12 protein-coding genes are annotated in these 13,253 nt (G+C 60.1%); 2 read left to right on the top strand and 10 right to left on the bottom strand.

The annotated features are described in order from the left end of the window. The first annotated feature begins 41 nt into the window (after nucleotides 1-41). Nucleotides 42-734: a MarC family protein gene (locus M3P88_RS07655; RefSeq protein ID WP_249615454.1), complete on the top strand. Its 693-nt coding sequence runs from the start codon at nucleotides 42-44 to the stop codon at nucleotides 732-734. Nucleotides 735-764: 30 nt separating this feature from the next. Here the strand turns inward: M3P88_RS07655 and M3P88_RS07650 are convergent, their stop codons facing one another. Continuing rightward, the gene (locus M3P88_RS07650) at nucleotides 765-2,372 is read right to left on the bottom strand and encodes a tetratricopeptide repeat-containing diguanylate cyclase (RefSeq protein ID WP_249615453.1); all 1,608 of its coding nucleotides are present in this window, start codon (nucleotides 2,370-2,372) and stop codon (nucleotides 765-767) included. Between the two features lie 98 nt (nucleotides 2,373-2,470). On the opposite strand from M3P88_RS07650, the gene M3P88_RS07645 reads away from it, so the two are divergent. Continuing rightward, nucleotides 2,471-3,181, top strand: coding sequence for a pseudouridine synthase (locus M3P88_RS07645; protein WP_249615452.1), 711 nt, complete (start codon nucleotides 2,471-2,473; stop codon nucleotides 3,179-3,181). Between the two features lie 74 nt (nucleotides 3,182-3,255). On the opposite strand, the gene ctlX is transcribed toward M3P88_RS07645, so the two are convergent. From ctlX to M3P88_RS07600, 9 genes are all read right to left on the bottom strand, one after another. Further along, nucleotides 3,256-4,155 (bottom strand): citrulline utilization hydrolase CtlX, encoded by a 900-nt coding sequence (gene ctlX / locus M3P88_RS07640; RefSeq protein ID WP_249615451.1) that lies wholly within the window; start codon nucleotides 4,153-4,155, stop codon nucleotides 3,256-3,258. Between the two features lie 210 nt (nucleotides 4,156-4,365). Beyond that, nucleotides 4,366-5,238: a 3-hydroxyisobutyrate dehydrogenase gene (mmsB, locus tag M3P88_RS07635; protein WP_249615450.1), complete on the bottom strand. Its 873-nt coding sequence runs from the start codon at nucleotides 5,236-5,238 to the stop codon at nucleotides 4,366-4,368. An 11-nt stretch (nucleotides 5,239-5,249) separates the two neighbouring features. Further along, on the bottom strand, nucleotides 5,250-6,368 hold the full coding sequence (locus M3P88_RS07630) for an enoyl-CoA hydratase/isomerase family protein (protein ID WP_249615449.1): 1,119 nt from the start codon (nucleotides 6,366-6,368) through the stop codon (nucleotides 5,250-5,252). An 11-nt stretch (nucleotides 6,369-6,379) separates the two neighbouring features. Beyond that, nucleotides 6,380-7,159: an enoyl-CoA hydratase gene (locus M3P88_RS07625; protein ID WP_249615448.1), complete on the bottom strand. Its 780-nt coding sequence runs from the start codon at nucleotides 7,157-7,159 to the stop codon at nucleotides 6,380-6,382. A gap of 37 nt (nucleotides 7,160-7,196) precedes the next feature. Then, a complete protein-coding gene (locus M3P88_RS07620) occupies nucleotides 7,197-8,351 on the bottom strand; it encodes an acyl-CoA dehydrogenase family protein (RefSeq protein WP_249615447.1) in 1,155 nt (384 codons plus the stop codon). Nucleotides 8,352-8,359: 8 nt separating this feature from the next. Further along, nucleotides 8,360-9,856, bottom strand: a complete 1,497-nt coding sequence (locus tag M3P88_RS07615; RefSeq protein ID WP_249615446.1) for a CoA-acylating methylmalonate-semialdehyde dehydrogenase — start codon at nucleotides 9,854-9,856, stop codon at nucleotides 8,360-8,362. A 19-nt stretch (nucleotides 9,857-9,875) separates the two neighbouring features. Next, nucleotides 9,876-11,030 carry a phenylacetate--CoA ligase family protein gene (locus tag M3P88_RS07610; RefSeq protein WP_249615445.1) on the bottom strand — a complete coding sequence of 385 codons (1,155 nt, stop codon included), beginning with the start codon at nucleotides 11,028-11,030 and terminating at the stop codon, nucleotides 9,876-9,878. 11 nt (nucleotides 11,031-11,041) lie between these two features. Further along, the gene (locus M3P88_RS07605) at nucleotides 11,042-11,854 is read right to left on the bottom strand and encodes an ABC transporter ATP-binding protein (RefSeq protein ID WP_249615444.1); all 813 of its coding nucleotides are present in this window, start codon (nucleotides 11,852-11,854) and stop codon (nucleotides 11,042-11,044) included. Between the two features lie 77 nt (nucleotides 11,855-11,931). Then, on the bottom strand, nucleotides 11,932-13,242 hold the full coding sequence (locus tag M3P88_RS07600) for an ABC transporter substrate-binding protein (protein ID WP_249615443.1): 1,311 nt from the start codon (nucleotides 13,240-13,242) through the stop codon (nucleotides 11,932-11,934). Between the last annotated feature and the right edge of the window lie 11 nt (nucleotides 13,243-13,253).

Raw genomic sequence — 13,253 nt, 5'->3', positions numbered from 1 at the left:
AATGCTAAGATCGGCGATAATATTTCGCGAAAGAATTAGCGATGCTTGCCACTTTGATGTTTTTTACCAGCAAAGTATTTTTTGTCATGGCCGCCTTGCTGCCCATCATGAACCCGCCGGGCATGGTGCCGATTTTTCTGGCCCAAACTTCGCGAAATACGGTGGCGCAGCGCCATTATCTGGCTCGGCGCATCGCGATCAGCAGCTTTGTGCTGCTACTGGGCAGTATGTATACCGGCAGCTTCGTGCTCGGGTTTTTCGGGGTGTCACTGCCGGTGGTGCAGTTGAGTGGCGGCCTGCTGATTACCTTTTCTGCCTGGCGTTTGCTGAACGATACGCCCGCCGATGCCAGCCCGGCTAGCATGCAAGGCGGCGAGCATATCAGTAAGGAAGAGCTTAAAAAGCACGCTTTTTATCCGCTGGCGTTTCCCCTGACCGTCGGCCCCGGCTCGGTTTCTGTCGCCATTACACTGGGCGCCTCCATGACCCAGTCCGGTCATGGCCTGCTCAAATATACGCTGGCACCCGCGGCCAGCCTGGTTGGTGTGGCGCTGGTCAGCCTGATGGTGTTTTTGTGTTACCGCCATGGCGAGAAGCTGTTGCGTTATCTGGGCGAAACCGGCGAGTTGGTCTTTATGCGCCTGACGGCATTTATCTTGCTGTGCCTGGGGGTGCAGATTATGTGGGATGGCTTCAGTCAGCTGGCAACCAGCCTGCTCAAGAATCAGCTCTGAGTCGCATGCCGCAAAAAAGCGGGGGCAAATTTAGTCTTCAGCCAGCACGGCCTGATTGCGGCCCTTGTTTTTTGCCCGATAAAGCGCCTGATCTGCGCTCTGAATGAGTTGGTCCAAACTGGAGATCTGACCATGGAGGCTTCCGGCGATGCCTGCGCTTAGCGTGAGCGGGATCGTTGCCTCGCCCAAGGATAAACCCTGGCGCTCGACCTTGAACAGCATGCGGCGCGCGGCTTCCAGCGCCTGGCGGGTGGTCGTGTTCGGCATCAGCATAATGAATTCTTCACCGCCATAGCGCCCGAAAAGATCTTCACGTCGGGTGCTGTCCAGCAAGTTCAGGCTGATCGCCTGCAAGGCCTGATCCCCAACCGCATGCCCCCAAGTGTCGTTTATCTGCTTGAAATGGTCTGCATCAAACATAACCAGGCTAAGCGGCAGCCCTTTTTGCAAGGCGTCCTGCAGCAACTGCTCCGCGCAATGGCGGAAATGGCGCCGATTGTACAAACCGGTCAAGGGGTCGATGCGTGCCAGCTTTTCGGCTTTTCTTTGTAGCGCGGTACGCTGCCTGACTTCTTCTTCCAGCGTTTCATTACGCTTGAGCGCGGCATGCTTGGCATCTTCTGCAGCATGAATGCGGTGACGGATTTCCAGGTATTGCAGGCGGCGTTCTGCCGCTTCGCCCAGCAAAGCTTCCTTTTTTTCATGGAAGCCCTGATAGTGCAGCAGCGCCTCGCGATAGCGTTCCTGTTGCTGTAACAGCATGGACAACTGCTGATGGGCAAGATAAACCAGACGGCTGTCACCGGTCTTGCCAGCAAGATCTAATGCATTGCTCAGCAACGCTTCAGCCATATGCGCTGACTCGAATCTGACTTGACGCAGCCCCATATAGTAGAGCGTCTGGGCTTCGTGCCGCGGTAGCTGCAGGCGTCTTGCCAGCGCCAGTGCCTCGTTTAGACTGGCGCTGCCGTCTTCTCCCACGCCATCCTCGGCCTTGGCGAGGGTAACCAGGTATTCCGCCAGATATTCTTCATGCCCTAAGCTGCGTAGCAGTAAAATGCTGCGCCGGATATAAACGAGGGCCTCACTCCCTTGCCCCAGCGCCAGTTTGGTATTGGCCAAGCTGTCCAAGGCCAGACTTTCTATCATTACATCGCCTGTTTCCCGGGCAAGCTGTATGCTGCGCTCCAGATAAGTCACCGCTTTACCGTGCTGGCCAAGAAAATGATAGGTAAACCCCAAGCTGTTGAGTGAGCGTGCCAGCCACGGGCTGGCCCCCGTGCTTTCCAGGGTATGAACCGCATCCAGCAAAATGCCCATTGCATCCGGATACAAGCCCTGCAGAATGTAGATATTACCGATCAGACACAATAGCCGCGCTTCGGCCTGGTTATCGGCAGCCTGAACGGCTAACTGCTGGGCACGCACCAGGTCTTCCATGGCCGCCATGAAGTGGCCTTGCGTCGTCCGTATCTGGCCGCGCAATTGCAACGCCTGTAAAAGACGCGGCGCATCTGCTGCATCGGCACGCGCCAGCAGATGCTCAAGACAGACAAGCGCGTCCCCCAGATTGATGGCGTAGTGCATTTGCGCTTCATCTAGTTTGGCGTTGAAGTCTTTAAAGCGTTCTGTTGGCATGGTCGCGATTTACTTGTAAACAAAGTATTAGAAACAATCTAACAATATATAATTTAATCATTATAAAGTCGAGGCGGGCTTATCCGCCGGGAGTTGTTATGTCAGAAAATATCCGCCTGAGTCGCCGCCTGACCGAACTGGGTCTGGTCGCCTCGCGCCGCGAAGCCGATGAGTGCATAGAAATGGGGTTTGTCCGCGTGGATGGTGAAACGGTACAAGCTTTGGGTAGCCGCGTTAACGCCAGCCAGACCATCACGCTGGAGCGCAGCAAGATTCAGCCGCCGCCTTCCCGTATCACCCTGCTGCTGAATAAGCCCGCCGGCATCGCCAATCCTTTGCCCTTATTGCAAGCGGCCACACGCTGCGACAAGGACCGCAGCGGCTGGGCCTGGCTTTCCCGTTGTAGTACCCATTTGCAAGAAGCGGGCTGGCTGGATGCCGACAGCAGCGGCTTGATGGTGCTGACGCAGGATGATGCGCTGGCGAGCCGCTTGACACGGGACGCACGCGATTACGAGCAAGAGTACTTGGTATGGGTAGAGGGTGGGCTGGATGAAGCGGCACTCGCGCGTCTGAATGCCATACGCGAGCTGGATGACGGCCCTTTGCTGCCATTCAAGGCCAGTCGCCAGGGGGGGCGGCAGCTGCGTCTGGTCTTGCGCGAAAATCGCGAGTATCTGGTTCACCGCCTGCTGGACGAGGCTGGTCTTAAAATTCAGATGGTCAAGCGCCAGCGTATCGGCCGCATTGCCCTGGGGCCTCTGGAAGAGGGCCAGTGGCGCTATCTGATGATGGGTGAGCGTTTCTAAACGTTCAACGGCCGGACGCTACGCAAGTGTACGTAGCGCCCGGCCGTTTGTTACAACACGAAGCCGCTATCCGTTCAGATAAAGAGCTCGGAAATCATGCAGCGCACCGAGCCGCCACCGTAGGTTTCAATGGTTTTCACATCAGGCGCAATGATTTCGCTGCTTTTCTCGATCACGGCACGCTGCTCCGGAGTCAGGCAGTCGTAGGTCGCCTTGGTCATCACCGTATAACGCTTGCCGCCGGTGCCTTCCAGTTCGATTTCATTGCCGGCGAAATGGTTGAGCTGCTCTTCCGTGACATCGACGATTTCCTTGCCGCTTTCTTCCAGCTCCTGCACCACGCGTGCACGCTCGGCCGCATCATCAATCGACGACAGGCAGATGACGCAGAATTTCTCGCCCAGTGCCATCATCACATTGGTGTGATAGATCGCGGCGCGGCGGTTCTGATAGGTCTGATAGGCGTGAAAGGCAACCGGCTTGAAGCCGTTTTCAGCACAGAAGGTGTTGAACAGCGCCTCATCGGCGCGCATGGACAGGCAGCAGTAGGCTTTTTTATTGGCGCGATCCAGCACCATGGCACCGGTGCCCTCGAGGAAAACATCGTTTTGCTCATGTTGGGTGTAATTCACAACTTCCAGCTTGCTTTGGCCAATGGATTCAACCAATGCACCCAGGAACTTCAGTCGTTCGGTGCGGCGGTCGTGGGCAAACATCGGGCATAGCACCAGACGGCCGCCCTCCAGCGAAACAAACCAGTTATTGGGGAAAATGCTGTCAGGTGTATCACAGACCTGATTATCATCCTGCAGTACATGTACGGTAATGCCCTTGCTTTGCAGCAGGGCCACCATATTATCGAATTCGATCAGCGCCTTGGCTTGGACGATGTCGCGTTTTTCCCCCAGATTGTGCTGGTAAAAATCATTAGCTGCCGTTTCCTGGTTGAAATAGAAGGAAACCGGACGAACCATACAAATTTGATTAGTAATCTGGCGAGCCATAGTGAACATCTCCTGGACTAGGTAAATACCCGGCTTGCTGGATAGACCCGGGTATCCTCAATGACAATATCGGCGCACAGGCGGCATAAAGTTGCATGGCCTGTCGACTTGTCTAGCATAGACGGGCAACTGGCAAGCTTCCACCCGCATTGCAGCTATAAATTTCGCCGGGTATTTACTTCAATCATAATGTTGCTGGATGCTGGAAAAATCTTTTGCACCATTGCCGTCAGCTACATGTTTTTCAAATAGCGCATACGCCAGCGCGCCAAGTGGCGTATTGGCATGGGCGGCTTGGGCGCTATCGCGTGCCAGCCCCAGATCCTTGAGCATCAGGCTGCTCATAAAACCACCGCTGTAAGCGCGACTGGCCGGGCTGTTGGCCATCACGCCAGGCCAGGGGTTATAGACTTCAAGCGCCCAGTTGCGCCCCGAGCTCTTGCTCATAATGTGCGACAGCACGGCAGGATCCAGCCCGTTTTTCACCCCCAGCGCCAGCGCTTCGGCCGTGCCGGCCATCAGTATGCCCAACAGCATGTTGTTGCAGATTTTGGCGCTTTGTCCGGCTCCACTTTCGCCGGCATGAAACACCGCTTGCCCCATGGCCTCCAATAGCGGCTGTGCCCGCGCAAGGTCATGTGCGGTGCCGCCAACCATAAAGGTCAGCGTGCCTGCCGCCGCGCCGGCGGTGCCGCCTGACACCGGCGCGTCCAAAAGCGCAACGCCATGCGCGCTTAAGTCTTGTGCCAGACGGCGTGTCGTGGCGGCATCGATGGTGCTGCAGTCTATGGCCAGCGTGCCGGCTTTCAGGCGCGGCAGTATGTTGCGGTACAGGCTCTCTACATGGTGTGCCGCTGGCAGCATGCTCAGCACAATATCCGCAGTGGCAACGGCATCTTGCGCACTTGCCGCGCTCTTGGCGCCCAGTGCCGCCAGCGTGTCCATGGCGCTGGCCGACAGGTCGAAAACCGTGAGATCAAAGCCCTTGCGTAGCAGATTGGCCGCCATGGGGCTGCCCATATTGCCCAGACCGATAAAAGCGATTTTTTCCATTTTGCGCTGTCCTATAGCAGGTCGGCCAAGGGGTGCGCATCGCGCGCCCAAGGCGAGGTGAAATGTGCGTCTATGGCCGCCGGATCGATATCGGCAAGACTGCGGCAACTCCACTGCGGCTGCCGGTCTTTATCGACCAGCAATGCGCGCACCCCTTCGCGAAAGTCGGGGCGGGCGCAGAAATTGACCGACAGCACCAGCTCCATGCGTAAAGCCTCGGCCAGCGACAGATGGCGGGCGCGGCGGAAAATCTCCCAGGTCACCGCCGCCGACATCGGGCAACCGGCGGCAAAGCCGCTGGCCGCAGCGGCAAGCCAGGCGTCGCTGCCGCCATGCACCTGTTGCAAGGCGTCGGCGACGGCACTCAGGCTGCCGCGGTTCATCAACTGGTGGATGGCGATCAGTCTTGGCGCGATATGCGAGTCGGGCAGGGCATGCGGGCACGCGTCTTCCAGCGCATCGAGCAAGGCGCTGACGGTGGCAAAATCATCGCCGCCATCCCAGCGCGCGTGATGCAGGGCATCCAGCAGCTTGGGCCAACTGGCGTGATCCAGCACACAGTCAGCCAGATTGGCGATCAGCGCATCATGGGCATTGATCGCGGCACCGGTCAGTCCCAAAAACAGCCCCAACCTGGCCGGCATGCGCTGTAAAAACCAGCTGCCGGCCACATCCGGATACAGGCCAATCGCGATCTCGGGCATGGCGATGCGGGTGCGTTCGGTAAGAACCCGGTGGCTCGCTCCGGCCAGCAGTCCCAAACCGCCGCCCATGACGATGCCGTTGCCCCAAACGATAAGCGGCTTGGGGTAGGTATGGATGGCGTAGTCCAGCCGATACTCATCGGTAAAGAAGCTTTGCGCCGCCGGGCTGGGGTGGCTCGACTCTTGCAGCAAGGCCTCGCGCAAGGCGCGCACATCCCCGCCGGCACAGAAGGCTTTGTCGCCGGCGCCGCGCAGCACGACACAGGCGACCAAAGGGTCGCGCTGCCAGCGGGCGAGCTGGCTGGCCAACAGGCCGACCATGTCATGACTGAGCGCATTCAGCGCTTTTTCGGCATTCAGCGTAGCCAGCGCAATGCGGTGGCCGCTGGCCGTGGTCAAGCTATCGAATAAAACAGGGCTGTCCATGCAGAGTCCTTTTAATGCCAGTGCGGCGTACGTTTTTCCAGGAAGGCGGCGACGCCTTCTTGCTGGTTGGCACCATCAAACAGACCGACAAATAGTTCGCGCTCCAAAGGCAGATTGAGCGCGGGCGGATTCATCCTGGCACGCTGAATCAGCAGCTTGCTAGCGGCGACCGCGTCAGGCGACTGGCGCACCGCCTTGGCCGCCAGTGCCAGCGCCGCCTCGGTGACACTGCCCGTGGCCACGACCTCTTCAACCAGACCGATACGCAAGGCGGTGGCCGCATCCACGCGCTCGCCCAGCAAAATCATGCGTTTGGCCCAGCCTTCGCCAACCAGATGGGGCAAGAGCTGGGTGCCGCCAGCGCACGGCAACAGCCCGACGGCCGCCTCGGGCAGTGCCAGTTGTGCCGTTTCTTCCGCCATGCGGATATCGCAGGCGAGCGCCAATTCCAGACCGCCGCCCATGGCGTAGCCATTAATGGCGGCAATGCTGACGCCGCGCCAGCCCGACAGCGCCTCGAACGCGCGGCCGAACAGGCGCGACAAATCGGTCGCTGCCGCATGCGAGCCATCGGCAAACTGCTTAAGATCGGCACCGGCACAGAAGAACTTGCCCCCGGCACCGCTGAGCACCAGTGCGCGAATCTCGCGCTGGGCCTCAAGATCACAGACCAGACGATAAAGCGCTTCCAGACTTGCTACCGTCCAGGTATTGGCCGGCGGATTGTCCATCATCACCAGCAAAGTAGTACCGTGTTTTTCCAGCGCGAGGCCGGCATAGTGTGGCTGCATCAGCTGTGTTCCCCTTGGATTATTCGTATAGGCCGGCTTACAGCAGGCTGTCGCCGTCGCTCAGCAGGCGGCGCGCTACAATCATGCGCATCACTTCATTGGTGCCTTCCAGTATCTGGTGTACGCGCAAGTCGCGCACATGGCGCTCCAGCGGGAAGTCGTTCAGATAGCCGTAGCCGCCAAACAGTTGCAGGGCATCGTTGGCAACGGTAAAGCTGCTATCGGTGGCAAAACGCTTGGCCATGGCGCAGTAGGCCGACGCATCGGTTGAGCCGCTATCCAGCTTACAGGCCGCCAGACGCACCATCTGCCGCGCAGCCACCAGCGTGGTCACCATATCGGCCAGCCGGAACTGCACGCTTTGCAAGCTGGCAATGGGCGCGCCGAACTGCACGCGCTGAGCGACATAGGTGCGGGCGGCATCCAGCGCCGCCTGCGCGGTGCCGACCGCCGTGGTGGCGATATTGATGCGCCCGCCATCCAGTGCCTTCATGGCAAAGCCAAAACCCTGGCCTTCTTCACCCAGCAGATTTTCATGCGGCACCAAAACATTGTCGAAGCTTAGCGCGCGTGTGGGCTGGCTTTTCCAGCCCATCTTTTTTTCGTTCTTGCCATAGCCGATGCCGGGGCTATCCGCCGGCACGATAAAAGCCGAGATGCCGCGTGCGCCTGCGCCGCCGGTTCGGGCCATCACGACCAGGACTTCGGTAGCGCCTGCGCCGGAGATGAACATCTTGCTGCCGGACAAGCGCCAGCCATCAGCGCAGCGCTCGGCACGGGTTTTAAGCGAAGCGGCATCGGAACCTGCGCCCGGCTCGGTCAGGCAGTAGCTGGCAAGCAGCTCGCCCGTGACCATGCGCGGCACCCAGCGCGCGGCGACAGCCGGCTGGGCGAAGCTCGCAATCATCCACGTCACCATATTGTGTATGGTCAGGTAGGCGGCAGTGGCGGTGCAGCCGTAGGCCAGCTCCTCGAACACGATGGCGGCATCCAGTCGCGGCAGCGCCAGCCCGCCATGGGACTCGGGGGTATAGAGGCCAAGAAAGCCCAGCTCGCCAGCCTGACGGATGGTGGCCAGCGGGAAGTGCTCGTCACGGTCCCAGTCGGCCGCGTGCGGGGCGAGGGCATGACGGGCAAAGTCGCGGGCCGCATCCTGTAGCGCGACCTGCTCTTCATTCAGTGCAAAGTCCATGCCGCCTCCTATTTAAGCGAGATCGTGGTGTTGACCCGGCCGACACTGGCAACATCGTCGAACCAGCGGCAGGTGACGGTCTGGGTCTGGGTGTAAAACGCCACCACCTGTTTGCCGTAAGGGCCAAGATCGCCCAGTTTGCTGGCGCGCGAGCCGGTAAAGGAGAATAGCGGCACCGGCACCGGAATCGGCACATTAATGCCGACCTGACCGATATCGATATTTTCCTGGAAGTGGCGTGCGGCGGCGCCGGACTGGGTAAACAGCGCCACGCCATTACCGTTGGGGTTGGCATTCACCAGCGCAATGGCCTCGTCCAGCGTGGCAGCCGTCATCACCACCAGCACCGGGCCGAAGATCTCCTGACGGTAAACCGACATCTCGGACGTGACCCCGGCCAGAATGGTCGGCCCGACGAAGTTGCCATCAGGGTAGCCCTCGACGCGCACCCCGCGCCCATCCAGACACAGCAATGCGCCTTGCTCCACCCCCTCGGCAATCAGCCCTTCCACCCGCGCCTTGGCCGCCGGCGAAATCAAGGGGCCCAGATCCGGGTTATCGACGCCGGCGCCGACTTTCAGCGTTTGCGCGCGGCTGACCAGTTCGGGTAGCCAGTCTTGCGTCTCGCCCACCAATACCGCAACCGACGTGGCCATGCAGCGCTGGCCGGCAGCGCCGAATGCGGCACCGAGCAGCTGGTTGAGCGCCTGCTCGCGGTTGGCGTCAGGCAGAACGACTGCATGGTTTTTGGCGCCCAGCATGCACTGCGCGCGCTTGCCGGCGAGACTTGCGCGGTGGTAGACATGGGTGCCAACGCGGGTCGAGCCGACAAAAGACACCGCCTTGATGTCGGGATGATCGCACAAGGCATTGACCACCTCTTCGCCGCCATGCACCACATTAAGCACCCCGGCCGGAATGCCGGCCTGCAGCGCCAGCTCGACCAGACGCATGGTGACCATGGGGTCTTGTTCGGAGGGCTTGAGCACGAAGGTATTGCCGCAGGCGATCGCCATCGGGAACATCCACAAGGGGATCATCGCCGGGAAATTGAACGGGGTGATGCCGGCGCACACGCCCAAAGGCTGCAGCACGGTATGGGTGTCGACGCCGCCGGCGACGTTCTGTGCGTATTCGCCCAGTTGCAGCGTGCCGATATTGGCGGCGTGCTCAACCACCTCCAGTCCGCGGAAGATATCGCCTTCGGCATCGGCCAGCGTCTTGCCCTGCTCGGCGGTCAACAGGGCCGCCAATTCGGCCATATGCTCGCGTATCAGTTGCTGGTATTTCAAAAAGATGCGCGCGCGCACGCCGATGGGCGTCTTGCGCCAGCTGTTAAATGCACGCCGGGCACTGGCCACTGCCGCCGCGACTTCATCAGCGGTAGCCATAGGCACATGGGCCAGCACGGCTTGCGTGGCCGGGTTGATGACTGCGCGCCATTGTGTGGTTTCTGACTCGACCAGCTCGCCGCCTATCAGCAGCTTGACCTTGGGGATATTCATGGCAGTTCCTGTGTGGTGTTTAGCGGCGCTCTTCGATCAGGCGGCCGTCGTCGGGCAGGGCATCGCTTAACAGCACGCGGCCTGACAAACGGGTCAGTGCCTTGAGCGTGGCGGCGATGGCCTGGGTGTCGCTGTGTGCCGCGGCATTGATATACAGCGTCATCACGTCTTTATCCTGTTCGCGCGTCAGCACCAGACGGGCGCGGCTAATCTCGCCATGCTGTGCCAGCAACGCTTGGATCTGCTCGGGGTGGACAAACAGGCCGCGCACCTTGGCGGTGTCGTCGGCGCGTCCAAGCCAGCCCCGGATGCGCTGCTGCTGGCTGCCGGGCTCAAAGGCCGACAAGTCGCCGGTGGCAAAACGGATCAGCGGGTAAACGGGGGAAAACGAGGTAATCACCAACTCGCCGGTTTCGCCGTCAGGCAAAGGCTCGCCGTGCGCATTGCAAACTTCTGCGATGATGCCGCCGGCGACGCGCATGCCGGGGCCAGCTTCGGTTTCATAGGCAATCAGCCCCAGTTCGGCACTGGCATAGCACTGGCGAATCACGAGGCCACGTGCATGGCAACGCGCACGCAGGCTGTCGCTAAGCGCCTCACCGCTGACCAGCGCCTTGGCAAGCTGCAAGGGCGTGGCGGTTTCGTCCGCCTTGTCCAGAATCAGCTGCAAAAAGCTCGGGGTGCCGACATAGGCATTGACGTTCAGGCTCGCCAGCGCGGCCAGCGTAATGTCCAGATTGCCCGGCCCGCCGGGAAACACGGTGCAACCCAAGGCCTGCAAGGCGCTGTCAAAAATAAAACCGCCAGGCGACAGATGGTAGGAGAAGCCGTTATGCACGATGTCGTCCGCGCCAAAGCCCGCCGCGACGAGTGCCTCATCCATGCGGTAGCTGTTTGCATCCATAGGCTCGTAGATCGGGCCGGGCGACGCGAATACGCGCAGCGCCTTGCCGGCGGCGTAACCGCCAAACGGCGGCTTAGCGGCCTGGGCGGCAATCAGCGCGGACTTGCGGGTCAGCGGCAAACGGGCCAATGCCGCCCGGCTATGGATGGCGTCCAGCGCCAGACCCGACAATAGCGCGCTATAGGCGGGCGCTTGTTCGCGCGCATAGCTTAATTGTGCCGGCAGGCGCGCCCAAAGCAGGGCGGCCGGATCGCAAGGCCAATGGTTCATGGCATGCCTCCTTAAGCCAGCCAGCGCTTGCGCCGGCGATAGTGTTTGACGTCGCGAAAGCTCTTGCGTCCTTCGCCGCCCAAGCCCAGATAAAACTCTTTTACATCCTCATTGCCGGCCAGCTCCGCTGCCGTGCCATCCATCACCACCCGGCCGTTCTCCAGGATGTAACCGAAATCGGCATAGCGCAGCGCCACATGGGTGTTTTGCTCGGCCAGCAGGAAGCTCACTTTTTCCTTTTGGTTAAGCTCCTTCACAATCTCGAAGATTTCCTCGACGATTTGTGGCGCCAGCCCCATTGACGGCTCGTCCAGCAGGATCATTTCCGGCTGGGCCATCATGGCGCGGCCGATGGCGGTCATTTGCTGCTCGCCGCCCGAGGTATAGCCGGCCTGGCTGGTGCGCCGCTGTTTCAGGCGCGGAAAATAATGGTAGATGCGTTCCAGCGCGGCTTTTTGTTCGGCGCGGCTGTGCTTGCGGGTAAAGGCACCGGTGAGCAGGTTTTCCTCGACCGACAGGTGGCCGAAGCAATGGCGGCCCTCCATCACTTGCACAATGCCGCGCTTGACCAGCGCGTCCGGCGTGGCGCGGTCTATGCGCTCGCCCTTGAATTCGATGCTGCCCTGGGTAATATCGCCGCGCTCGCTGGCCAGCAAGGTGGAGATGGCCTTGAGCGTGGTGCTTTTGCCTGCGCCATTGGCCCCCAGCAAGGCAACAATCCGCCCCGGCGGCACTTCCAGCGATACGCCCTTCAGCACCAGAATCACATGGTTGTAGATGACTTCGATATTGTTGACCGACAACAGTGCGGTGTTTGTCTGCATGGATCTGCCTTTAGCAAGGTGTCACGAGTGCTGCCGGAGAGCAGCCATGGCGGGCTGTTCTCCGGCTGGCCAGGCGTTTACTTCTCGGCGGCGCAGTTGCGCGGCGCAATGCCTTTTTCCTGCGCATACTTCTGCGCCGAGGCCTTGACCATGGGGCCAACGACGCTGGTGTCCGCCTTGATCCAGCCGGACACCGGCTTCCAGTCGCTGCCGTTCCACTGCATAAAGCGGGTATAGCCGCTGCCCTCATGGTTCTGGCAGCTGGTCTTGATCTGCGGGAACATATCGGACACGCCCAGCTCTTTCTGGCGCTTGGCATCGATGTTCAGGTTTTCCATGCCCCAGCGGATCTGGTCGCCGGTCAGCGGCTTGGCGCCATATTTTTTCTGAGCGGTGCTGATGGCTTCGGCCATCAAAATGCCGCTGAGCACGCCACGGTTGTAGTTGACGGTGCCGATATAACCCTTGTCGGACAGATTGCCCTTGCCTGCGCCATAGACGGTTTTTTCAATGTCCTGAATCAGCGGGAACTGTTTGCCATCCATGGCAAAGCTGCCGGCGATATAGCCTTTGGCGGCATCGCCGGCGGCCACGGCGTCTTCTTCCGAGCCGCCCCACCAGTTGGAAACGATTTTGTCGCGCGGGAAGCCGACTTTTTGCGCCGACTTAAGCGCCGACGGCGTCATCACGCCCCAGCTGCGCAGCAGTACGTAATCGGGCTTGGCACGGCGAATTTCCAGCCATTGCGACTGCTGCTCGGTGCCCGGGGCCGGGACTTCGATATGGCTCAGCTCGAAACCGTATTTCTTGGCCAGCGCGTCCAGCACCGGAATGGTTTCCTTGCCATAGGCCGAGCCGTGATAGAGGTTGACGATTTTCTTGCCCTTGAGCTTGTCCATGCCGCCTAGCTGCTGGCCGATAAAAGACACTTTGGCGCTGGCCTGGCTCCAGTACGAGGTCACCAGCGGGAATACATATTTGAACACCGTGCCGTCCTGCGCATCGGCGCGGCCAAAGCCCATGGTCATCAGCGGAATCTTGTCCTTGTCGGCACGTTCCATGGTGGCGTAGGTGATGCCGGTCGACATGAAGTTAAATGCCGAAGCACCGCCGCCCTTGCCCTTGAGGCGCTCGTAACACTCGACGCCGCGGTCGTTCTTGTATTCGGTTTCGCACTCCTCATAGCTGAGCTTGACGCCGCCGATGCCGCCTTGCTTCATATTGACGTAATTGAGGTAGTCGATCATGCCGCCATAGAACTTGGCACCACCCGAGGCATAAGCGCCGACACGGTAGCTCGGGATCGGAATGAACTGCTCGCCTGCGGCCAGTACAAAGCCGGACAGGGTCGTCAGGGCCAGCGATACGGCGAGTACGGTTTTTTTCATGTGTTGTCTCC

This window comes from Craterilacuibacter sp. RT1T (assembly GCF_023502145.1).
GTDB lineage: Bacteria > Pseudomonadota > Gammaproteobacteria > Burkholderiales > Chromobacteriaceae > Craterilacuibacter.
This window is presented reverse-complemented; position numbering and strand designations above follow the sequence as displayed.

Excerpts from the sequence above, each read along its gene's own strand:
- M3P88_RS07655 (WP_249615454.1), top strand. The coding sequence starts at position 42 with ATGCTTGCCACTTTGATGTTTTTTACCAGCAAAGTATTTTTTGTCATG.
- M3P88_RS07650 (WP_249615453.1), bottom strand. The coding sequence starts at position 2,372 with ATGCCAACAGAACGCTTTAAAGACTTCAACGCCAAACTAGATGAAGCG.
- M3P88_RS07645 (WP_249615452.1), top strand. The coding sequence starts at position 2,471 with ATGTCAGAAAATATCCGCCTGAGTCGCCGCCTGACCGAACTGGGTCTG.
- ctlX (WP_249615451.1), bottom strand. The coding sequence starts at position 4,155 with ATGGTTCGTCCGGTTTCCTTCTATTTCAACCAGGAAACGGCAGCTAAT.
- mmsB (WP_249615450.1), bottom strand. The coding sequence starts at position 5,238 with ATGGAAAAAATCGCTTTTATCGGTCTGGGCAATATGGGCAGCCCCATG.
- M3P88_RS07630 (WP_249615449.1), bottom strand. The coding sequence starts at position 6,368 with ATGGACAGCCCTGTTTTATTCGATAGCTTGACCACGGCCAGCGGCCAC.
- M3P88_RS07625 (WP_249615448.1), bottom strand. The coding sequence starts at position 7,159 with ATGCAGCCACACTATGCCGGCCTCGCGCTGGAAAAACACGGTACTACT.
- M3P88_RS07620 (WP_249615447.1), bottom strand. The coding sequence starts at position 8,351 with ATGGACTTTGCACTGAATGAAGAGCAGGTCGCGCTACAGGATGCGGCC.
- M3P88_RS07615 (WP_249615446.1), bottom strand. The coding sequence starts at position 9,856 with ATGAATATCCCCAAGGTCAAGCTGCTGATAGGCGGCGAGCTGGTCGAG.
- M3P88_RS07610 (WP_249615445.1), bottom strand. The coding sequence starts at position 11,030 with ATGAACCATTGGCCTTGCGATCCGGCCGCCCTGCTTTGGGCGCGCCTG.
- M3P88_RS07605 (WP_249615444.1), bottom strand. The coding sequence starts at position 11,854 with ATGCAGACAAACACCGCACTGTTGTCGGTCAACAATATCGAAGTCATC.
- M3P88_RS07600 (WP_249615443.1), bottom strand. The coding sequence starts at position 13,242 with ATGAAAAAAACCGTACTCGCCGTATCGCTGGCCCTGACGACCCTGTCC.